The sequence below is a fragment of the Bradyrhizobium sp. USDA 4541 genome, from assembly GCF_024171085.1.
Lineage (GTDB): Bacteria > Pseudomonadota > Alphaproteobacteria > Rhizobiales > Xanthobacteraceae > Bradyrhizobium > Bradyrhizobium australafricanum.
The window spans coordinates 8,449,697-8,471,744 of sequence record NZ_JALJZF010000001.1; the positions used below are offsets into that span (position 1 = coordinate 8,449,697).

Consider the following 22,048-nt stretch of genomic DNA (forward strand, 5'->3'; position numbering starts at 1 on the left):
TCTAATGACCGACAATTGAGTGTTTTAACGACTGCCCCGACTTCCGGAACAGGACGAGCAAGCAGTCTTCGTTGACCGACGTGGTTTGGCAGTGCAGACGCTCCACCTCCAACAGGCTCTCTTTGAAGAGAGAGATCACCGTCTCGGCACCAGCGGCATGACCCCAGTGTCGACAGGTGGCATCACGCGCGGACCCGAACACCAGAGCGCCGTCTGGGGCAAGCATGCTCACCAGGTTGCGGACCGCCGCGTGCATCTCGGAAACGTCATTGAGATAGTAGAGAACCTCGGCGACGATGATCAGATCGAACTTCTCTGTGGTCGAAAACTGCTGAATATTGCACGCAATCCAATTTATGTGTGACCGATGCCCGGTCCGCAGGCGCGCTCGTTCGATCGCCTGCGGCATGACATCGACCACCGTTAGGCGTTGGCAACGCGGTGCAAGCATTTCCGTGAATGCCCCGGCTGCGCATCCGACTTCGAGGGCATGCTCGACACCCCCATTGCATGACGACATCCGGAGCATTTGCGCGTACCGTTCCTGCTCGAACGCATTGCTGTCGAGATGCCATGGATCATCCACAGCGAGTTCGCGTTCCAGTAATTGATGGTTCTTGTACACAGTCATGCGCCGATCGACCTACTTATACGCGCTCGATCGTTTCCGACCGCAAATGCTCTCCGGCGCCGCCAAGCGCGATGGACGGTGAGGAACCGCCGGCTTCGGAATTGTGCCAGAAGCCACTCCTGTAGCCACAGGACCTGCTGCGCTGTTCGGCACCGGCATGACCGCCTGCTCATCTCCTTCAGTTGGCTCGTTGACGATCGTGCGCGACAGCCAATCGCTGTTGCTCAATGTACAAAGGGCATACGCTTTGAGTGGCAGTAGAAGAAAGATGTTTATCGGTGTGTGGAGCGAGAAGCCGAGAAATCGCAATTCCCCCGCCCGAAGTGCAGCTACACTGCACCGAACCATCGTCATCGCCGCAATTGTCAAGCCTGTCCACCAGGGTACAGATCCGCCGACTGCAAGCTCGGCAAGCGCAGCCAGTGCTGAAAGGGCGAGTAGCAGTGGGCCAAGATTCTGCCCGACAACGTCCAGTGTGAGGTAGCCATCGAGCTCCGGCAGCAGACGCAATGCGAGAAACGTATCGCGAAAGGTGCTGCGCGCCCAGCGCAGCTGCTGACGCAGGTATGGCCCGAGAGTGTCAGGGACAACTGTTGCCGCAATCGCGTCCGGAACATACTCGGTTCGAAATCCCGCCTTGAGCATGAGAATCGTCAGATGGCGATCTTCGCCGAAATCACTCGGCTTGCCGCGAAAGAATTGCGTTTCGTATTGATCAAGCAGCAGGGCAAGAGCAGAGCGACGATACATCGCACATGGACCGCAACAGCACATGACCGCACCGAACCGAGCTTGCGCCGCGCGCTCTTCGTTGCACGCCAACCAGTATTCCATGTCGATCAGACTGGTCAGCCATGTATCGTTGCGATTGCTCGCTACCAGCTGGCCCATCGCGGCACCAATGTCGGGGTCCCGCATCTTCGCCGCTAGCTTGGTGACCACGTCGGCGGCCAGTATCGTATCCGAATCGACGTTAAGCACCAAGTCACCGGACGAGCCGCGTATTGCGGCGATCTGCGCTTTCCGCTTGCCAACATTCCTGGCAAGCAAGATGATGCTGAAGCGCGCATCGTTGGCATAGATCTTATGTACAGGTCCCACAACGTCGCGATTTGCCGAGCCATCGTCGACCACATAGACCCGCAGCTCTCCTTCGTAGTCTTGCCTGGCGAGCGACTCCAAACACTGCGCGAGCGTGTCCGGTTTCTCGTTGAAGCAAGGCACGATAATATCCACACTTGGCAGAGCCAGCGCGGATTGTCCCACATCGTTCCGCAACGATGGGGCATTCCCCCGCCGCGCATACAGCGCCTGCGCGCTTTTGTAGATGGTCGAGAGCAGCGCGTAAGACGAAACCGCGACGGCGCTGGTTGTAGCGAGCAGGTCCATAGGGTGCCAGTTGTTGTTCAGTGAAGCTGAGGGAGCGGGCGGATCACGAAGCCGCGGCGTTGTAGTGCTGGAACTAGGTAAGAGAGCGCTCTAACCGTCTGGTCTCGCCGAGTTGCATCAGCGCACGGCCCGTCCTCATCAGGAGGATATCCGTCGTGCAGGAGAACAATTGAACCCGGTCGAACGGCTCCGAGTACCGAAGTTACAATTCTGTCCACCCCGGGCTGGGACCAATCTCTCGGATCGACCGACCAGTGCACAGCCTTAAGGCCAGCCTGCGCCGACGTAGCGAGCACCTCTTCGGTCCATTTACCGTAGGGGGCCCGCATGTGCCTGGGCGCAGCCTGCCGACATGCCGAACGAATCGCCTCGCTGGCCATTAGCACCTCACCGCGCACCTGAGCCGGCCCGCATCTGGACAGGTCCGGATGCGTCATCGTGTGGTTCGCCACCTCGTGGCCTTGCGCGATCATCCGCCGAATGAGCTCGGGCTGCTCGGCTGCGTAGGTACCGATCACAAAGAACGTTGCTGGCACCCGATGTTGCGTCAACACATCGAGAACCTCTGGCGTGCAGAACGGATTTGGCCCATCGTCAAAGGTCAAATAGACAGGGAAGCTTCCGCTTACATCAGCGTAGTCGCAAGGAACGGCAGACACGGGGACAAGTTCTTTCACAGCTCGGGCCCGTTCCGATCGATCATTGCGCCGGCGGGCCACTCGCTGATCGCGCTTTGAACCGGGAACACCACCACGATCACCTCTTCGATGCGGATCGGCGACAGATTGGGATAGACATCCGGATGCGTGGAGCGGACGCGAAGGCCCGACATGAGGGTCGCGAGGCCCTGTCTTTGCACCAGTCGGGTAAGATGCTTCTCAAGCGCGGGCCGGACCGTCCCGAAGCCGAACGGGACTCCAAGTTCGTGCAGCATAGGATACATCACCCGCATCGCGTGGCTGATTCCCAGTCCCTCGAGATCCGGCCGCACGGCATACAGCCCAAGTTCAGCCACGAGTAGATCGACAGCACCAATCTTGATGAAGCGGCGCAGTAGTCCGACGTGAGCAGCTACACCATGGGCGTCGCGACCAATCACGCGGACCTCAGGCCTGGCGCCGGCCCAACTTCTGTTGCCTTCAAACGGCTGCGCATTGAAAGCACCGGTCGGCCCGTAACTCTTGCGAAAAAATTCGGCGAGCTCGGCATGCTCGGTAAGCCGCAGGTCGTTTTCCCAGCGAACGCTCCAATGAACTTGAGTGCGCGCAGAAGGAGCTTCCGCGGTCCGAGATGCGACAATGTCCATGGCAGGCTTTCCTACGCGAGTCATTTCGAGAGCGGGCTCAGTCACGCGAACTCACTCACCGGACGCAGATCGATCGAGAAATGCGCCGTCGCGTTTTGTTGGATGCCAGTTCTCCTTTGCGCGCCCGCGCCGGAGCAGATCGCTTGGGGTGACTCCTCTGTGAGCGATCAGCTGATCGCTCCGTTGAGGCTTGTCATTCCGACCGAATGCTGTGCCGAAGGCGTACGGATGGGGCGATTTGATCGTGCAGATGTTATCTGCACCATGGAGCCCTTCTGCCTCGTCTATGGCGGCCATCGGCGCTTTGCCGCTAGTAACCGGACCATCGATGCGGACCACCTCGTTGAGGGAGCGTCCCAATGACACCAGATCAACTTGGTTCTCATGCATCTTTGACACGCCCCGAATGCGATTGACAGTCGAGCCAATGGACTGTCGCCAGATCTATTTGGCATTCGCCATCTGCGCCTGCCGCTGTATCGCGACACTAGGGCGATGCTGATCCGGCCCTCAAGTGTACGCGGGTAAACCGCCGATATGGAAAGGGTTGGAATACACATACGAAGGTTTACCGAGCGCTTCGCGTTGCAGCGGATACGCGGGTTGCGCTGGTCACGACCGACGCCACTCGTACGCCTTCGCGTTGAATAGCCGCCCAAGAAGCCGACAGCAGCCGCTCGCGTTCAAGGTTGTCCAGAGCCCGCGCACGACCCACAGCCATCCTGGTGTTCCGACCATTTTCTAAACTGATGTTTGCTATCCAACATCCCGCAGTTTGGTAAAATCGATTGTTTCGATGGAATGCATCCACACGATGGATAGACTCAAAAGATGCGATTCAAAGGACTCGATCTAAACCTGCTCGTTGCGCTCGATGCTCTGATGACCGAGCGCAACCTCACCGCCGCGGCGCGTAAAATTAACCTGAGCCAGCCCGCTATGAGCGCGGCAATCGCGCGGCTGCGCACCTACTTCGGCGATGAACTTTTCACGATGCGCGGTCGAGAGCTCGTCCCGACACCGGGCGCTGAAGCGCTCGCGGGTCCCGTTCGAGAGGCCCTCTTGCACATTCAAATTTCGATTATTTCGCGAGATTCGTTCGACCCTGCTCAGTCCAGCCGTCGCTTCAGGGTCATTCTCTCCGATTTCATGACAATCGTTTTTTTTCGACGAATTTTGGACCGTATCGCACAGGAAGCCCCGGCTGTGCGCTTTGAATTGCTGCCCTTTTCGGATGAGCCCGACGAGTTGCTCCGCCGGGGGCAGGTCGACTTTCTCATTCTGCCGGAGTTGTTTATGTCGAGCGCTCATCCCAAGGCGACGCTGTTCGACGAGACTCTCGTATGCGTGGGATGCCGCACGAACAGGCAACTGTCACGCCAACTGACATTCGAAAAATACCTTTCGATGGGTCACGTTACGGCCAAATTCGGACGGGCGCTGAGGCCCAACCTGGAAGAATGGTTTTTGCTTGAACACGGCCTAAAGAGACGGATCGAGGTGGTAGTGCAAGGCTTTAGCCTTATCCCACCCATAATATTGGACACCCGCCGTATCGGAACGATGCCTTTGCGACTCGCTAGGCACTTCGAAAAGCGGATGCCCGTGCGGATTGTCGCACCACCCTTGCCTCTGCCCACATTCACCGAAGCATTGCAATGGCCTGCGTTCCACAATACCGACCCAGCGAGCGTTTGGATGAGGCGAATATTGTTGGAAGAGGCGTCCAACATCGCATCGGGGCATCTCGAGACATCTACTCGCAGGCGATGTTAAGTTCAGCATAAGGCGATTCCGGCCGCGTCTCGCGTATGGCGGCACGCCATTAATTCTCCGCCGACGCTTTCCATTTCTCGACGCGCGATGTTGCAGACGCCTGACGTTAGATGACGAAGCGCCCCGAGGGCTTGGCAGGTTGAGCCGGCTGAGATTGGGATACCTGCGGTACAGGTCAACGGATGTCCAGCGTTGCTGCGGTACATAATCCTTATTGGTGCGCAAATGTCCGGCACGTTCAATTATTCGCTTGAATCCCACGCTGCGTGAGGTTGTAGGCTGCGCTCCTTGGCTTGCGCTGCGTTAAGCAGCGGTCGACCGGGCGCACAGCCGAACTCACGGCTTTGGCGGAACAACTTGGACTGGTGCCAATAGTTAACGACCGGGTCTTGTTACGAGGCGCGCCGGAGCGGCGAGCCTATTAGCTTCGGGCTTCTAGCGGTTTCCGGCCTCTGATGTCCGCCAACGGCCGAACTGTCCATTGTTGCGATGATTCCGCGACCTTCCTCTCGCGATCGCAAGGTGGGACGAAACCGATTCGGACGATCCGGTGAGACCGCCCCAGACGTAGCCGCGGCCGGTCGTTTATACATCGCAAGCACGTTTGCGCCGGACAAGAAGATATGCGCTTCAAAGGACTGGATCTAAATCTTCTCGTCGCGCTCGACGCTCTAATGACCGAGCGCAGCCTGACTGCAGCGGCACGTAAGATCAGCCTTAGCCAGCCCGCTATGAGTGCAGCTGTCGCTCGACTACGCTCCTATTTTGGTGACGAGCTGTTTGTAATGAGAGGACGAGATCTTGTCCTGACCCCACGCGCGGAGGAACTCGCCGCTCCGGTTCGTGAGGCGCTGATGCACATTCAGCACTCGATCATCGCCCGGGAGGCCTTCGACCCTGCCCGATCGAACCGGCGGTTCAGGATCTGCCTTTCAGATTTCATAACCATCGTATTCTTCCGCCACGTCGTGGAGCGCGTCGCGCGAGAAGCACCCAATGTCAGGTTCGAGCTGGTGACGCTCACCGATGAGCACGATGAGCTACTTCGGCGCGGCGAGGTCGATTTTGTCATCCTGCCGGAATTGTTCATGTCCGGTACCCACCCCAGAGCGGCCTTGTTCGAGGAGAGCCTCGTTTGCGTGGGCTGTCACACGAATAGTCACCTACTGAGGCGGTTGACATCTGATCGGTATTTGTCGATGGGCCACGTTGCGGTCAAGCTCGGAGGCACACGCAAGACCTTCGTCGAGGATTCCTTGTTGCACGATCTCGGGCTTAATCGGCGCATCGATATTCTTGTGCAGAGCTTCAGCATGATCCCGCCCCTGCTAGCGGGCACAGACCGCATAGGGACCATACCCTTAAGGCTCGCAAAGCATTTTCAAAGAGCCGCGCCGCTTCGGATTGCCGCGCTTCCCCAGCCATTCCCCACCTTCACCGAGGCGGTCCAATGGACTGTCCTTAATAACAGCGACCCAGAAAGCATCTGGCTGCGAGAAATATTGCTGCAGGAAGCAGCTCGCATGGTAACTGCGCGTGAAGAGACATTCGGCATTAGCGCTTCGGAACGAGCCGATGATGCCGGCCCCTTCGCACGATCGGCTTCGCCGTTAACGTAAGGACGTTGGCGAAGGTGAGCGAACCCGGCACTCGGACCGTGTCCCAACGCGTGCACTTTCGAATCGTTTCGCTCGAACTCGTTGTCTCTCGTCAAAGCTCCACATAGCTGGCGACCGTCACAAGCCCGAGGCCGTCCTTCTCGCACCGGCGACGGGCTCGACGTAAAGCAGTCGCTCGAGCATTAGCCCGGCTTTGAGAGACAGAGAGGTTGCTACGTGCTCGCGCCAAAGCTGCGCAGGCGCATTGCAAGCCCGGCTTGCGGCCGCGCAGCTCTCGAGACAGCAGGATCGGCTCGGCGGCTAATCGCATCAACACGGCGAATCGGTCGTGGCGCTCGCAATGAGCGGACGGTTCGGACTCGTCGGAGGCCCCGCACCACGAACAGCGAGCGCAATGCCGAATGATTGTGCATATGAAAGTTGGACTCGCTCCGTCCAAGCAAGGCATCGCACGTGCGTGTTGCTCTGTCGCATCACCCGAGAGCGCATCGCATCTTGGTCTCTACGCGCCGCCGGTCTGACTTCTTTTGGCCGCACCTCGGCCAAACGTCTTGACGAGGTGCGCTACGCCGACGCAATGACGAACAAGGAGCCGTACGTTGGAGCAATACAGTGGAGTATTCGATCCCGAAGAGCTTTCTGTCTTAGGAAGTCTTTTTGACAGAGCAGTCTCCGCGCTGCCGCCATCAATGCGAACTCCGGAAAATCGAACGGCGATCGCCAAACTCATCTTGGAGCGTACAGCGGCCGGCAATACCCAGCTGACATGCTTAACGAACCTGTTGATCACCATTTCCCCTCAGGGTTGATCCCGCGCCGTTCTAAGGATAGTCACCACACCTGCGCTGGAATGGAAGACGATCCAGCTAGAGCTTTGAAATGGCTTGAACCCAACGTGACGTCAGGTTGTAGGCTTTGAAACTGAACAACATGAGCAAAGCTACACCAAGACGGCGTCGATGGCGCATTGGCGAACTTGCGGAAGCGACCGGAGTGACGGTACGCACGCTGCATCATTATGAACACACCGGCCTGTTAGCCGCTTCAGAGCGTACGGACGGCGGCCATCGGATGTACGACCGCGAAAGCGTCCAGCGGGTTCATCAGATCCGGGCGCTACGTGAGCTCGGCTTCTCCCTTTACGAGATCCGTAAAGCTATGGAGGGAACGACTTCACTGACCGACCTATTGCGCAAGCATTTGGAGCGTATAGAGCTTCAAGTTGCTCGAGCAACGCTGTTGCGAGATCGATTGCGCAACATGACGACCGACAGTGACGCTCAGGTCAGCGTGGATGAGCTACCTGCCACCTTGGACGCCATGTCGCGGGTTGAGACACGTAGTCAAACATCCCGATGCACATGCAAGTTGGCTGCAGAACGCGAGGAGCGATGGCGACGCATTCGGGACGACCTCCGCGATTGTATGGATAGAGGCGAACACCCTTGCGGCGAGCGGGCGAAAGCCGTCGCGATTGCCGCGCGCCTGCTGATCGGCGAAATCGCTGGAGCGGATTCTCGGGTTTCGACGATCCTGAAGGTCCTCGCACGCCTAAGCGCCCCACGCAGTTTGGCTGGTTGGGATCCCTGCCTCATGCAATATCTCGATCTTGCCCTCACCGGCCTGGAGGATCAGCCATACTGAGATCACAAGGCGGCTTCGGACGGCTTGACCAGTCCGCTTGGCCGCCTCGATCGTCATGGCGGTTCGGCGTGATCCGCCGGCTTTGATGCCCGGCGGCAGCTTTACCAATCACCGGTCAGATTTTCTGCGAGGGTCTTGGCGATCCGCCGCTTTCTCTGATGCATTGAGCGAAGCTCCCGTTCAAGAAAGGCTTGAATCGCACGTAACGTCAAATTGTAGGCTCCGCCATGGTCGTTGCCCGAGCTGACGCATGCTTCGCTTGGCGATCCTTCGACCTGCGGGCCCGTGCTGGCCGCAGACAGTTGGGGTTAGATCGAGGTGAGCACTAGGAGTTCTGCAGTGTTGAATAGGCGTTACACTCCAGCTGCAGGTGCAGCCTTCCTTTTCTGTGCCCTCGCCTCGACTGCGTGGGCTTCGGACGTTCATATTGCCGTGGCCGGCCCAATGAGCGGAAGCAGCGCGGCGTTCGGCGTGCAGATGCGCAACGGCGCTGCCGCGGCTGTCGAGGCATTGAACGCTTCGGGCCTGCTTCCCAACACCAAGGTGATACTGAGTGTCGCTGATGACGCCTGCGACCCGAAGCAAGCGGTCGCCGTTGCAAATAAGCTCGCAATGGCTCAGGTGCGTCTGGTTGTCGGCCATTTTTGCTCGTCTTCGTCCATCCCAGCCTCCGACGTCTATGCCGAAGCAGGTATCATCCAATTGTCACCTGGTTCGACAAATCCTCAGCTAACGGAACGCGGCATCCAGACCGTGTTTCGGATCTGCGGCCGCGACGACCAGCAGGGCACCGTTGCGGCTGAATACATTCACCGACATTACCATAGCGACAAGATCGCAGTGCTCGATGACAAGAGCACCGCCGGCAAAGGTATCGCCGATGCGGTTGAGGCACAGCTTCAGGGATTCGGCGAACACGTCATTCGGCAGAGCTATATAGCCGGTGAAAAGGATTATACGGCGCTGATCTCTAGATTGAAGAAGGACGGGGTACGCCTCGCCTATATCGGCGGTTATCACACCGAGATCGGGCTGATCATCCGTCAGGCATCAGAAGCAGAGGCCGGCCTTACCGTCATGGCCAACGACCCGTTGATGACCTCCGAATTCTGGGGCATCACCAGCAGCGCGGGAAACGGTACGCTATTTACCTTTATGCCCGACGTGGCAACGAATGCCAATGCGGCCGACGCCGTGGCCAAACTCAAGGCTTCCGAGCTGTCCTCTGAAGGCTACACACTTTACGCCTATGCCGCAGTTCAGGCGTGGGCAGAGGCGGTGAAGCGGGCCGGTTCCCTCAATGCTGCGCGGGTCGCAACCGAACTCCGTTCACGACCGATCGAAACAGCCGTTGGTCCGGTCAGGTTTGATACCAAGGGAGACAATGCAGGCCCAGGCTTTGTGGTTTACCGCTGGCTCGACGGGCGCGTTGAAGCGCTGGACCAGAACTGATCGACGCGACCACAGCCCTTCTCCGCCAACCCAGCCACCGACACAGATGATGAAACGACGTCAGGATCTTGCTGCCGTTATACTCGCGAGCTCTCTTGTGCTCGCGGCTTTCGGAGCGCTTGTTGCCCTCGCTGCAGCGCTCGCAGAATTACCAGACGTCGACGTAGAGGAGGAGCTACGTCCGATGGTAGACAAATAGCATTCCGATTAAGGCCAGTTCTTGCGACGCTTCACTGCCAAACACCCGCAACAGTCTGATTGGGAATGCTGCGTCGTTCCGCTCATGCGACAGCAGCCATGACAACCAAACCGCCGCGGCAATCTCTCCGTCGACCGCGCATGCTGACAAATGCAACCGTACTTCGCAACTTCCGGCGACCTCACATTGCGCGAAACGCGATTGCGATCCAATCGCTGTTTCGCCAGCGCGTTCCTTGTCAATTCTGCCAGCGCCTCGACCGATCCCAGCGACTTACGTCAAACATAAGGTCTGTGTGAACGCGATCCCACAGCCGGCCAGTTTGACGCGACGCCGCTCATTGCGAAGCGAATTGCCTCACATTGATTCCGGCAGCCGGCAATTCGGGCATGGCGCCTCGACAATCGGGCAGAGTTACAACGTTGAGAATATTATCGACATGACTTCGATCAGCTCTCCTATCCGACTGCTCATCCTGGGACGTTGTTCTACTTTCGTGCACAGCCGCCGATCCATTTGGCATGAAGGATGGAACGCTCCATCTGACATCGCGAAAACTCGGAATATCTACTGCGTGTTTTTGAGCCAAGCTTCGTAAGGGCGCCGGCGACAGATGATGTCACATTGCATATTGCCTGCACTTCGAGTGCAAGTGCTGTGCAAAAGCGGAACGGACAGATGAAACGACCGAGATTCACAGAAGAGCAAATTATCGCAATACTGAACGAGCAAGGGGCTGGTGCGAAACCGGCTGATCTAGCTCACAGACACAATATCTCCGAAGCGACGATCTACGACTGGAAGGCCAAGTTCGGCGGCATGGACGTTTCGGCCGCCAAGCGGTTGAACGCCCTGGAAGAGGAGAACGCGAAGCTAAAGAAGCTTCTGGTCGAGCACATGCTTGGCGTGGATGCACTTCGCGAACTCCTATCAAAGTAGTCGCAACCAATATGCAGGTTCTCACGCCCACGCTGCATGGCGCAAGGCCAGAGCGGTAGCTCCCGCAGAATAGCCCGATCGGCCAAGTGATGCACGCCACGTCTTTGAGGCCGAAGGCACAAAGCAACCAGGACTCCCATTCCAGAATCGGAGATGATCGAGTGAAAAACGGCCTTCCCTCAAGACTGACATGCGCAATCTTTGACCACTTGGACGACGACGGCCGCGACATTGCGCGACAGTATGAAGATCGTCTCAAGTTGGCGGAGGCGTGTGATTCTCTGGGCTTTTACGCTTATCACCTAGCGGAGCACCACTGCACCCCTCATGGCAGAGGGCCCTCGCCGAACCTGTTTCTAGCAAGTCTCGCGCAGCGCACCCGGAGGCTTCGCTTTGGTCCGCTTGTTTTGTTGCTCAACCTTTATCATCCATTGCGCGCGTTCGAAGAGATCTGCATGCTTGATCAATTGAGCGGCGGCAGGCTCGAGCTCGGTATCGGGCGCGGCGCCCAGCCGATCGAATGGGGCTATTTCGGCATCAGCGCAGGCGCGGCGCCAAGCCGCTATATGGAAGCCAGCGAAATCTTAAATGTTGCGCTGAAGAGCGATACGTTATCCTACCAAGGAAACCATTTTGAGCTGAACAATGTACCCTTAACTTTGAGGCCTCATCAGCGCCCTTATCCACCGACCTGGATCGCCAGCAATCGGACCGAATCGGCGGAATGGGCCGCGGCAAATGGTGCAAATCTGGCGTGTGTCGGCCCCGCCTCTGCTGTCCGAAGCATTACGGATGCCTTTCGTTGCCGTCGAGCGCGCTGCACAGCCGCGGACGATCGAGAGCCATTCCTAGGGTTGGCTCGTATGATCGTGATTGCGAGATCTGAGGGAGACGCTCATGCGGCTGCCGAAACCGCTTATGGACAATGGCTGGATAGCTTTAAGTTCCTTTACGAGTTGAACACCACTCCGACACCGCCGACCCTGCCGCTGTCGTTCGATGCAGCGCTGGAGAGCCAATTGTGCGTCGTCGGAACGCCAGCTTCCGCCCGACAGCAGCTTCTTAACCAGATGGAAGAGGCAGGTACCAACTACCTACTCTGCCAGCTTGCATTCGGGAATCTTCCGCTCGACATGTCACTATACACCGCGAGCGCGATCAGAGCCGAAATCATCGATAGCTTTGGCTGACAATGTCTATTCAACTTCGCTACTGCGGGATGCCCGGCCCCTACTTGGCATGCCGTACTGCCATTGGCGTACGATCAAGGCGTTCTTTCTCGCTCGACGGCAGATCTCAAACCCATAAGGATATAGGCGCGACCTCAAGCATCACTTTGCCGGCCGGGTAGCCGATGTCGTCGGCAGCGACATGACAGGTTGAATAGCGTTGGCATGACAAACCGGCTCAACCCGTATGCGGGCTTGTCCTATGCGTCGTCCAGAGCAGGTCAAGAATAGTCGCGTGCACTATCCGCGGACTGGATGCATCCCATCAAAACTTTCGATTTTACGGATTTCAGCCAAATGCACCATAGTCGCTCACCGGTTTCCGGAAAGCACCTTTGACGAAGCTCGTGTGACCATGGACCCCCTTTGCCTTCTGCCCAGTCGCAAGCCGGCTCAAGCCTTTCGCGCCAACATCACCAACGATATCCCTCGACCTTTGAAACCGCGCTACCAGCGGCCTAGCTTCAGCCGGATGGCTCGCCGAACCGTATGGCCCTCATTCGAAGTCGCCGACAGCAATTTCGTCATCCTAAAGGCGCCTCCGAAGATTAGGTGCTTCTCACGCGCATTGGCCGGGTTGCATGCGTGCGTCGCATAGAAGCCAGGCAGGCGCACTGCCTCTTGTGCCAGCCTCGGCAAGGCTTGTCGGCCTGACCAAGTGGACAGCCCCGTTACGTCCGCGATGTTGCGATTCTCAAGTAATGCGACGTCAGCCATCTGACCTCCTTAAACACAAAAAGGACGTGCAGGTATCAGCGGCGCGTACTGACGTCGATTTCGGCGACGCGAAAGGCTATGCGACAACACTAGCCGCCCACTTGCGCTCTTTGATCGCGGGGCTCTCATGCCGCCCATTCGCTCCACGCTGCTTGGTGGGCTCCGCCTATGCCAACGGCGTTCCTGCGAGCTGCGCTAGCTTGGAGTGCGCCGGCTCGATAGCTCAATCAAGGACGAGCGTTCTACCACGCAGCGCACAGCGCTCTATAGCGACCATACCTCCTTCGGGTCTTTCTGCGAGACCAGCCTGTCCCTTTCTTTGGTTGCACATGCGCGAGTTGTGTTGTGAAGCGGCAATTCGGTCACGCACCGCATCGGCTGCCTCGCACACCGGAACGCACACAAAAACTACACGTCAATCTCGTTTAATTGGTCTGGAGCAACACGGTGGAACTTGACCCTTCGAATTCGCGCATGCAGGACCTTGAGGATCGCATCGACCTACAACTCGATATCGTGGCAACTCTCGTACGCGAAGGAAGCAACGAGCTCGAGGCAATCCAGCTGCTCAACGCACTCACGAACGAAATGGTATCAGCGGAACTGGAGCTCGGCCAGCTCGGCGATACGAGCACCGGTGGCCATCCTGGCGGCGGGCGAGCAGCGCGAATAAGACGGGACCATGGCGTCTACAATCCAGAAGAGCTTCAAATCTTGGGGCGCCTTCTCGATCAGGCAGTGGCCGCCTTACCGCCTGCACTGCGCACTCCGGCCAACCAGATGCGGATTGCCAGATTGATTCTGGCACGTGCAGCGGGTTGAGAGCCGCTTTGCCTTCTGCGATTGACGGCCGCTCAGCGAGAGCTTCATCGCTGGGCTGACCGTGGCTGTGCTCTCCTACCCACGGATAAGGCCGCTTCGAGACCGCGGCTCACCGCTACGTGCATGAGCCGCTCCCACGTGCTGATCATTTCGCTTCGGGGGCGAGACATCCATCCGATTTCCGCTGGACTGCACCTCAAACGCTTGGTCATGGCATCTTACACGCTCGCCGTTTACTCCATTCGTGCGAGACACCGCACGGTTGACCGAGCCTTCCGATATTCGGATCTTGGCAGCATAAGCTGCCCCCTGATCGCGGCAGCCGTATTCTAAAGTTGCGGACCACCTGATATTTCGCTGCCAGAACGAGCTCCTGGCAGATCAACGCAATTGTCGCGATAGCTTGTCCTGTTTTTTTGGTGCGACCCATCCGGAGCAGAATCGTATCGCAAACGTGGTGCCATACGAAGAAACCGGCGGATGTGGCCAGGCTGTTGACGCATGTCGGGAACCACGCGAACGGATTGTCGAGAATGAGCCACACAGCTGGCCGCGACATAAAGGGCGCGTACGACATCTCCCAGAACACTTCTTAGCCTTGAACGTTTAGAAGGTAGCGAACGACCTGCTCTGTAAGACGGCTCTAGTTCGACTGACTCTTGGGAGTGCGGGCCCGGTGAAGGGCGAACGCCGGGCAACAAGGTGCGGGGCGCAAAGAGACAAATGTCAACGCAGGGTCTCTTCGGCCAATTCACAATCGTTCGACTCGCGCCGGCACTTCGACATTCGGTCATCCGGACTTCAACAAGCGGCATTATAAAGTTCGCTGTAGCGCCGCAAGCAGCGCGACACACATTTTGGCTGTGGCTCCGACTTCTTGCCGGACAGGACAGGCCGCAGCTCGTCGGTACGCTTCGGACAAATCTTTTACCTTGTGCCAGGAGTCGAGGAGGTTCGAGATGGATCAGGTCATATCCGACCAGGTGCAAGCGCCAGACGCTATCGTAAGTATAGCATTTGAAAAAGCGTGGCGCTTTGTCGAGAAGGACCCAGTTCTAGCGCACCATCTCAAGACGTTTCTTCACAGCCGCTTGAGAGCATTACTGGAGTGTTCGATCAGGACCGGCGAACGGAATACCCTGTATCTGGCGAACGAAGCGATACGTAATTTGCGAGCGGAACTGGCGTTGCAGAGCAAACAGTAGGCGGTTCGTTCCTCTAGCTAGCCGCCACCCTTGTTACCGGCAGGAACGGGACGGTTTCGTCAACTTCCGAAGGGGCAGGTCGTGGTCGAGCTGAGTTTTCCCTGCTCATCTTCTCTATACTGACGACTGCGTCAGAGAGCCCTGCTCGTGCAGCTCTCGTGGTCCCCATACCAGTAGGATAGAAACGGGAGCACACCGGCAACGAAGGCGGGACCAGCACGCATTGTCCCGACGTGACACAATGCGCACCGTATGTGGCAGCTTGGTATGCGTCTCAGCAATTTCGATGCGGGCTTCATCCAGCGCGGTGACCAACATTCTGCAGCAGACGATCTTGGCGGTGCACCGGCTCGATTGGCTTTCCTGTCGCGGCAAGAGCAGTTACAGCTCGCGAGATACCGCTCCGGACGTTCAGGATGTCCGAATTTAGATCGATCAATGCCTCTGATGGGTCATTTCCGACGTTACCACAATCTTAAGTAGCCACACGAACTCCTGACCCAAGATAAACCCAAATCCCATCCCGATAAGGACGCCTTCATCTGTGCGGCTCATGACGAGACCCGCTGAACGACGCGCAGCTGGACGTATCGCCAGGAACCTGGTTGTGGCGGCGCTTCAGCAAATGCGCTCGCAGCATTGCGTCGCACAGTGCCATTACGATCGCATCGCCTTCAGGTAAAGGCGCCACGAGGCGCCCTATCAATGTCGCTGCATTTTCGTCGAGGCGTGGCAAGTTAGGCGCCTCACAACCTGACGCACCGTGCGTTTAGGCTCATTTCTTGCGGAGGAATGTTGTGCATCAGTTACAGCAATTCGCAATCATGTTGTTAAGACGCACGGCGCCGGGGGCATCAAAAGGAATGACACTGGAATGAAGAATTTGCTTATTCTGACCGCAGCCATCGCACTCAGCGCTGCAACTCCCACATTCGGCGCTGACCTCGCTGGGCAGCCTGTCAACATCAAGGCGCCCACGTTGCCGGTGGTAGCCCCGATCAACGACTGGAGCGGCTACTATATCGGTCTCAATGGCGGCTGGGGCTCGAGTCACAATTGCTGGAATTTCAACGGCATCACTTCCGAGGGCTGCCATAATTCGACCGGCGGCACCGTCGGCGGCCAGATCGGCTATCGCTGGCAGATCTTCAGAACGGTGTACGGCATCGAAGGTCAGGGCAACTGGGCCGACTTCAGCGGCTCCAATGTCAGCACCGCCTTCCCAGCGGACACCGTTGGCACCAAGACAGATGCATTTGGATTGCTCACCGGCCATATCGGCTACGCGTTCAATGCCGTGCTGCTTTACGCCAAGGGCGGTGCGGCGGTGACCAGCAACACCTATCACGTCAACTCAGTGGCTGCTGGCACCGCGCTTGGCAGGAATAACGATGTTCGCTGGGGTGGCGCGCTCGGCGCTGGCGCCGAAGTCGGCCTGACCCCGAACTGGTCGGCTAGCCTCGAGTATAATCACTTGTTCATGCAGGGCAGCAACGTAAGCTTCGCCACGTCCGTTGGCTTCGATCGCGTTCACCAGGACATCGACCTTGTCACGGCACGGATCAACTACAAGTTCGGCCCAGCGTTTGCAAAATAGCGAATGCCACGCGCGCAAGCGTTAAATCGAGAGCCCCGACCAACGGTCGGGGTTCTTTCTCGAAATGCTGCCCTACCGCCTCGCAACCAGCCAGCGGAACGGGCTCGAGCTCGTCTAGGCTTAGATCACTGGCTGGCGGAGCAGACCGCAGGCACACCCGAGGACATCAAGCCAGTCGGCTTGATATGCGTCGTCGAACTCCAGAACCTCACGCAACGTGAGTTTCCCGTCGCCTGTCTCAACGAAGCACTGTTCGAACGACATGAGCCTTGCCAGGGCTTGGCCGTCAATGGCACTTCCTGGCAGTGAGGATGGAATCTCAAAGAATATTGAGGCGAATGGCTATCGCGGTCGCCTGGATCCGGCTGGTCGCACCCAGCTTTCGCATTGCATTCTTGATATGAAAATTGACCGTATTTTCGCTAATTTTTAGGATCTTCCCAATTTCCCAGGACGATTTCCCCTCTGCCACCCACCGCATGCAACTGATCTCCCGTTGCGACAATGCAATTTGTTTCCCGCAGCCGCCATTAGAGGGTCGAGCAATCTCGCCATAGGCGCTGTGAAAGAGCGAAGCCAAGGCATTGAGATGACCGATGCGATTCTGCGGATCAGCATCGTCGGACGGAGACGCAAAGGACACCACAGATACTTGGCCCAACGGGCCAAATAGAGGCACGCTCATGCCATGCTTCAGCCCGGCCTCCCTAGCCTCATCTAATACGCGTCTCTCGTCCGGTTGAAGCTGACAATGGTCAGCGAGCTGGTCCCACAGAAACGGACGCGAATGCATCGGCGTCCGCCGGACCACCGGATCGATGGTGTGGTACTTGCGTTTGAAGTATCGATCGCACCAGGCCGGCGGCCAATTCACAGCGACAGTCGGCGGTGGATACTCAGCCAACCGAAGCGGCTCGACGAAGTTGAGGGCTCCGTAAGCCACTTCACTGAATCCTTCCTCGGTGGCACGGTTTACAAGAAGATCGAACAACGCTCTCAGCGAATGCGTCTGGTTTGCGCATTCGGTGAAGCTAAAGAGATCCACGATGGGCGCTTCGGCACGCCGATCCGGCTCGCCATCGCTGCGTTCGATTGCATTTGTTTCAGGCCGAGCCAAATTCCATTCCATGAGCTGAACTCTCAGGTTTGCGCTTCGTGAAGTCTGGAGCGCGCGCTGCGTCAGACGCCATTCCCGAATTTTTCGCCTTCCGCCAGCTTGTTCCGTCAAACGCCAGGATCCAGCTGCTATCCTCGTCGGACACCCGACGGCACGCCACAACCGAAGCGCCGTCAAATTCCGTCCGATCGGTCCTGCTCGCCGATGACGCGCTGGCCAAGCAGGCGATCACCGCATTGTCGTTCGTCTGATGGTCTGTGCCCTCGATGCTCCCTTAATAGTGCGGCCAAAGCAGCCATGAATGACAAGATCGGCTCTCCTCAGATTAAATGGTAAGGAGCGACTGGTCCTGCCCGAAAGACGCCTGGCTTTGCCTCAAGGTTGAGCGCGATGATACCCTGAACGTTGACCTTCGCGATTCAAGCGAGATGGAGCACGTTGGCCAACTTGGCGGTGCCGGGCTCGACCTTCGCAGTTCCGACATCGGCCTTCTGCTTCCTGCTGACAGGAAGGTCATTTTTTCTTCCTCATCCTGCGAATTGCTGTCGCGGATTCTTCGCTCATCTTCCGTCCTTCGACGGCGTCGGGAATGCGGTCTGCGAACAACGCGGAAGAGCCGCACCAGCAGGTGACCGCGTGATATAACGGTCCGGCGCCTGATCAGGCGCGTTGAAGAGGTCCAGCGCACCTGACTTGAAGGCACAGATGATCCGTGCGCCAGGAGCGCAATGGGAGATGCGCGCAGAAACGACACCTGCCGGCCGCAGAGGACACCTTGCATGCGCATCTCCATAAGGGAGAGGACCTGGGCGCGGATCAGCAAGTGTCGTACCAACTGGCGCCCTCACAAAAATCAATCCTCGATACCAGGGATTCAAGGCAAGAGCCCGGTTTCCGCGCACGAGCGCTTGAAGCAATGGTGACATCTGGAGGAAACGCGACAGCGCCACTTGCGCTGGGCTCCCACGGCCTGGAAGGAGTGCCGCTCGGCGCGGCGGCTCCCAAGCGCCTTTCAAACAGCCAGGCGCTGGCGTGCCACTTTCACACCTTGGTCAAGTACCAATGCTGGCAATTGAAGAAGCCGATCCACAAATGGCAATCGTGCGGGAACCTTAGCCGGTGCAACTGCGGCGCGCGGCCGCATCCGATTAAGCGCTCGCTTGGACTTCTTCCCTCGCGAAACGACAATTGGGACTGCGTGCAGTTAGTGCAAGGCAAGCGAAGCACTTTTCGCAGGGTTGGTGAAGTATGCTTTCTCTGTTCTTCGCGATTATCTCACTGCTCTATGCAATGGTTGGCCAAGCCGGTGGAACCGCGTTCCTAGCGCTTATGGCGTTTTCTAGCTTGCCCTCCACAGAGATGCGCCCGACGGCGCTTGGCCTCAACATAGTTGTCGCGAGCTATTCCACGTGGTTCTTAAACCGCAACAAAGTCATCGACTGGACGGCGCTCCGGCCGCTTCTATTGTCATCGATGCCGGCGACACTTGCCGGCAGCTTGCTGGTGCTCGGGGAGCACGTTTACAGGACGTTGACTGGTCTTGTCCTTCTTTTGGCGAGCGCTGTGATGGTTGTTCAGCGCGGCCGCGTTGCCCATCGTATTTTCGAAACTCCGCTCTGGGGAAGCGTAGGCATTGGAGCGGTCGTCGGTTTTGTTTCGGGTCTGACCGGCGTGGGCGGTGGAGTATTCCTGGCGCCTGCGCTCATGACACTGAACTGGGCGTCAGCCAGGCAAGTCACCCTGCTGTCGCCTCCGTTCATCCTGGCGAATTCCACAGTGGGCTTCGTCGGAGTTCTTTTCACCGGCCAGTTTCCGTGTTCGGATTCGGCCAGTTACGCAATCGCCGCACTGGGAGGAGCCGTCGCAGGAACGGTTATCGGCCTGAAATGGCTGAGCCAGACAGCTATTAGGTTCATCCTCGTAGCGGTTCTGCTCATTGCCGGCGTGCAGTTGGTTCGCACCTAGATGCGGTTCGATCTGCCTTTGCTGCGGCTGTCGTTGCGGTCATCGTGCACCACCAACGGGGGCTATGACAATAGCCGGAACGATTCCAAAACGAACGACCTGAGGCCTTGAAGCAGACCAGACGCGTATCGTCTGACTTGGACGTGCCGGGGAGTATAGAAGCTGACAATGCCCGCGCTTTGCGATTCCGGCACAGCCTGGGGCTTGGTTGGGAATTGGTGAACTCGCAGCGCTCACAATGGCGCGGCCGAATTAAAGCGCCCCGACGCACCTGCCGGGGTTTGAAGTGCGCCGGGACAGCCCCAACATCATCAGTACATCCGTGACGATGCTTGGCGCAATGAGACAAGCGGCGTGGCGGAATTGAGGCTCATCCATACTTATGAGGTGCAATGCAAAAAAGTTTTTCAGCCGGTTCGACGGCTATTGAAACTCACGTTACGTCACGTTGTACGATCTCGTGCCCTGAGTTTCGTCGACCGAGACTCCTTATCTGACAATCCCAGCTTGAAGAGCATTCTGCTCGTTGCATCCGGAGACGCCGCGCTAAATACTATCCCTACCCTCGTTCGCCTATACCATTTTATCCTGCACAACCTAGGCAGCCCGGAACGCAAATCGGAACACGACATCGCTTCCGAAGCGTTTTCCACCCAAGTCGCTGAATGCAAATGAGCTCAAAATCCCGTCTGCGCAGATTTGAAAATGCGCGACTGACAACGATGCGGCAGATTGTGTAGCTTCAATAGAAGCGCCGACTATCGCTCCTCGACGAGCCCTTCTACCGTAAGAAAAACAACATCGACGCCGAGACCCGCCGGCGCTTTCTCACCATTACGTGCAACGTGCGGCAAAGGGGCTATTGCGCAGGGGGACGTGCCAGGCGCGAGCCGAACGGTAGCATGCCCACCTGTCAGTTCGCACAGGATGTATGAAATCGAAGCTGAAAGAAGCTCAACTGCGCGTCGCTTTTGATTATGACGCTTTGCGCTCCGATTGGGCCGAGCATTCCAGCAGCGGTGCATCGAGGCTCGGGATTTCCGGCATCGCCTTGCCGGCGATCGCCTGAAGGTCACCGACCATGCCAATGGTAGATTCGATGACAGAGAGGATCTGCGTCTCGCGCTTGGCCCATTGTCGGCCCATGAACTTGCGCTCCTTGTCGAGATCTTCTCGCATGTCGTTGAATTTTTCAACGACAGCTTCTACCCGCTGGCGGAACCTGGTGCCGGTCAGATACCGGTACACCTGCTCCATTTTGGTTTGCTGGACTTGCTGCACCAGGCGCTAGCTGCTCAAATCAATCAGCCCCTGACGGAGCGCGATCGCGACCGCAACAGCACAGCGGGGATGAACAACCCATATTCCGTCGATCAGATCGAAAAATTCGACGTGCTTCGGCAGCGCCTGTGAAATGATGAGGGCCACATCTTCGCCACACCGCCTTTGGTCGTCGCGCAGTTTCCCGAGCCAGCCGTCGCTCCATGCCTTCGTACGCTTGGATTCCCAAAGGATGAGGCCCGCAGGATGACCGATTGAACCGTTGACCTGCTGGACGACGTCAGCATCCAGCTCTCCCTTGCCGATCGGCTCGATTGTATCAGTGGGAAAACGGCTGCGAAGCAGCTCTTCGAGCTCGAGCCCAAGGACTTCGCCCTGGGATTGCTGCGAGCCCTGCTCAGCCTTGCGCTTCAACTCTTCGATCGTCCGCGCCATGGATTCGATCGTTTGATCCTTCTCGAGCACTCGAAAGCGGGCGGCTTCGTCCGCTTCCTGCCTCGCTTTGGCCCGGATATCCGCGATTGAGGCCTGCACGCGCTTTTCGATGGTCAGATCGAGTTCACGTTTCTCTTCGTCAAGGGCACGTTGCCTGCGGATCAGTTCGGCCTGCGCCTGCTGCGCCTCAGCAAGTTTGGCATTGTTGGCCTCCAGGCTTTGACGAAGCTCGGCCGCTTCGGCAGCTCTTGCCAGCAGCTCGGCCGCCGCGGCCTGCCGAGCCTTCTTCGCTTCCATGGCGACGAGTTCGGTGCGCTCGGCCGCCACGCGCGGCCACCTGATCCTCGATCTGTTCGCGTTGTCTCGCCAGTTGCTCCTGCTCATGGCGCAAGGCCTCGGCCTTGCGGGCGACCTCGACATCCTTGTCCGCCAATTGTCGCTGAAAACGTCGGCGAGTTTCCTCGATCAGGGGAGCAGCAAGAGATTCAGTGAGGTGAATTTCATGATTGCAGTTCGGGCAATGGAGAATAGGCTGATGCGCGGCGCCCACCGCCGGTGCTTTCAGGTTCATGAGCCCTCCTGGCCGATTGGCCCTGTGCTGCCGGCCCAGCGTGGCGCGGACTGCCAATCGGATTTAACGTGATTTCCTGACTCGATCGAACGCCTGGGGCATCCACATCAGCTTTTTCACCGAAAACACTTTGAAAGGCTGAGGCCGACTGGTT

The 22,048-nt window shown here is 57.9% G+C and carries 15 protein-coding genes and 2 pseudogenes; 10 read left to right on the forward strand and 7 right to left on the reverse strand.

Features of this window, described 5'->3' with window-relative positions:
* Window position 1: 1 nt before the first annotated feature.
* From nodS to J2R80_RS40315, 5 genes are read right to left on the reverse strand one after another with little or no spacing between them, the layout of a single operon-like run.
* The gene (nodS, locus tag J2R80_RS40295) at window positions 2-631 is read right to left on the reverse strand and encodes a nodulation methyltransferase NodS (protein WP_253640609.1); all 630 of its coding nucleotides are present in this window, start codon (window positions 629-631) and stop codon (window positions 2-4) included.
* Between the two features lie 12 nt (window positions 632-643).
* Window positions 644-2,020: a chitooligosaccharide synthase NodC gene (gene nodC / locus J2R80_RS40300; RefSeq protein WP_253640610.1), complete on the reverse strand. Its 1,377-nt coding sequence runs from the start codon at window positions 2,018-2,020 to the stop codon at window positions 644-646.
* A gap of 17 nt (window positions 2,021-2,037) precedes the next feature.
* Window positions 2,038-2,697, reverse strand: coding sequence for a chitooligosaccharide deacetylase NodB (nodB, locus tag J2R80_RS40305; protein ID WP_375162633.1), 660 nt, complete (start codon window positions 2,695-2,697; stop codon window positions 2,038-2,040).
* Window positions 2,694-3,326, reverse strand: a complete 633-nt coding sequence (locus tag J2R80_RS40310; protein ID WP_253640611.1) for a NodA family N-acyltransferase — start codon at window positions 3,324-3,326, stop codon at window positions 2,694-2,696. Before J2R80_RS40310 ends, nodB begins: the two co-directional genes overlap by 4 nt.
* Window positions 3,327-3,377: 51 nt before the next feature.
* Complete coding sequence (locus J2R80_RS40315; protein WP_253640612.1) at window positions 3,378-3,716, reverse strand: hypothetical protein; 339 nt, start codon at window positions 3,714-3,716, stop codon at window positions 3,378-3,380.
* Window positions 3,717-4,157: 441 nt separating this feature from the next.
* On the opposite strand from J2R80_RS40315, the gene nodD1 reads away from it, so the two are divergent.
* The 9 genes and pseudogenes from nodD1 (at window position 4,158) to J2R80_RS40360 (ending at window position 16,525) form a co-directional block, all read left to right on the forward strand.
* Window positions 4,158-5,102: a transcriptional regulator NodD1 gene (nodD1, locus tag J2R80_RS40320; protein ID WP_253640613.1), complete on the forward strand. Its 945-nt coding sequence runs from the start codon at window positions 4,158-4,160 to the stop codon at window positions 5,100-5,102.
* A 623-nt stretch (window positions 5,103-5,725) separates the two neighbouring features.
* Entirely contained in the window at window positions 5,726-6,721 is a 996-nt protein-coding gene (locus J2R80_RS40325; protein WP_253640614.1) for a LysR family transcriptional regulator, read from the forward strand.
* A 930-nt stretch (window positions 6,722-7,651) separates the two neighbouring features.
* Window positions 7,652-8,365: a MerR family transcriptional regulator gene (locus J2R80_RS40330; protein WP_309143814.1), complete on the forward strand. Its 714-nt coding sequence runs from the start codon at window positions 7,652-7,654 to the stop codon at window positions 8,363-8,365.
* 444 nt (window positions 8,366-8,809) lie between these two features.
* Window positions 8,810-9,817: a branched-chain amino acid ABC transporter substrate-binding protein gene (locus J2R80_RS40335; RefSeq protein WP_253640616.1), complete on the forward strand. Its 1,008-nt coding sequence runs from the start codon at window positions 8,810-8,812 to the stop codon at window positions 9,815-9,817.
* 877 nt (window positions 9,818-10,694) lie between these two features.
* A pseudogene (locus J2R80_RS40340) lies at window positions 10,695-10,952 on the forward strand (transposase); the annotation flags it as partial.
* Window positions 10,953-11,116: 164 nt separating this feature from the next.
* Window positions 11,117-12,145, forward strand: a complete 1,029-nt coding sequence (locus J2R80_RS40345) for an LLM class flavin-dependent oxidoreductase (RefSeq protein ID WP_253640617.1) — start codon at window positions 11,117-11,119, stop codon at window positions 12,143-12,145.
* A gap of 1,230 nt (window positions 12,146-13,375) precedes the next feature.
* Window positions 13,376-13,723, forward strand: coding sequence for a NolY (locus J2R80_RS40350; protein ID WP_253640618.1), 348 nt, complete (start codon window positions 13,376-13,378; stop codon window positions 13,721-13,723).
* 959 nt (window positions 13,724-14,682) lie between these two features.
* Entirely contained in the window at window positions 14,683-14,928 is a 246-nt protein-coding gene (locus tag J2R80_RS40355; protein WP_253640619.1) for a hypothetical protein, read from the forward strand.
* An 874-nt stretch (window positions 14,929-15,802) separates the two neighbouring features.
* Window positions 15,803-16,525: an outer membrane protein gene (locus tag J2R80_RS40360; RefSeq protein WP_253640620.1), complete on the forward strand. Its 723-nt coding sequence runs from the start codon at window positions 15,803-15,805 to the stop codon at window positions 16,523-16,525.
* 319 nt (window positions 16,526-16,844) lie between these two features.
* Here J2R80_RS40360 and J2R80_RS40365 read toward each other — a convergent pair whose 3' ends face one another.
* Window positions 16,845-17,570, reverse strand: coding sequence for a LuxR family transcriptional regulator (locus tag J2R80_RS40365; protein ID WP_253641083.1), 726 nt, complete (start codon window positions 17,568-17,570; stop codon window positions 16,845-16,847).
* A gap of 1,320 nt (window positions 17,571-18,890) precedes the next feature.
* Here J2R80_RS40365 and J2R80_RS40370 point away from each other — a divergent pair.
* Window positions 18,891-19,607 carry a sulfite exporter TauE/SafE family protein gene (locus J2R80_RS40370; protein WP_253640621.1) on the forward strand — a complete coding sequence of 239 codons (717 nt, stop codon included), beginning with the start codon at window positions 18,891-18,893 and terminating at the stop codon, window positions 19,605-19,607.
* 975 nt (window positions 19,608-20,582) lie between these two features.
* Here the strand turns inward: J2R80_RS40370 and J2R80_RS40375 are convergent.
* Window positions 20,583-21,894 (reverse strand): annotated as a pseudogene (locus J2R80_RS40375) (DUF2130 domain-containing protein).
* Window positions 21,895-22,048: the final 154 nt, after the last annotated feature.

Bases quoted from the DNA above. Each gene is read 5' to 3' on its own strand.
- J2R80_RS40315 (WP_253640612.1), bottom strand. From the start codon at position 3,716: ATGCATGAGAACCAAGTTGATCTGGTGTCATTGGGACGCTCCCTCAAC.
- nodC (WP_253640610.1), bottom strand. From the start codon at position 2,020: ATGGACCTGCTCGCTACAACCAGCGCCGTCGCGGTTTCGTCTTACGCG.
- J2R80_RS40370 (WP_253640621.1), top strand. From the start codon at position 18,891: ATGCTTTCTCTGTTCTTCGCGATTATCTCACTGCTCTATGCAATGGTT.
- nodS (WP_253640609.1), bottom strand. From the start codon at position 631: ATGACTGTGTACAAGAACCATCAATTACTGGAACGCGAACTCGCTGTG.
- J2R80_RS40325 (WP_253640614.1), top strand. From the start codon at position 5,726: ATGCGCTTCAAAGGACTGGATCTAAATCTTCTCGTCGCGCTCGACGCT.
- J2R80_RS40360 (WP_253640620.1), top strand. From the start codon at position 15,803: ATGAAGAATTTGCTTATTCTGACCGCAGCCATCGCACTCAGCGCTGCA.
- J2R80_RS40355 (WP_253640619.1), top strand. From the start codon at position 14,683: ATGGATCAGGTCATATCCGACCAGGTGCAAGCGCCAGACGCTATCGTA.
- J2R80_RS40310 (WP_253640611.1), bottom strand. From the start codon at position 3,326: ATGGACATTGTCGCATCTCGGACCGCGGAAGCTCCTTCTGCGCGCACT.
- J2R80_RS40330 (WP_309143814.1), top strand. From the start codon at position 7,652: ATGAGCAAAGCTACACCAAGACGGCGTCGATGGCGCATTGGCGAACTT.
- nodD1 (WP_253640613.1), top strand. From the start codon at position 4,158: ATGCGATTCAAAGGACTCGATCTAAACCTGCTCGTTGCGCTCGATGCT.
- J2R80_RS40335 (WP_253640616.1), top strand. From the start codon at position 8,810: ATGAGCGGAAGCAGCGCGGCGTTCGGCGTGCAGATGCGCAACGGCGCT.
- J2R80_RS40350 (WP_253640618.1), top strand. From the start codon at position 13,376: ATGCAGGACCTTGAGGATCGCATCGACCTACAACTCGATATCGTGGCA.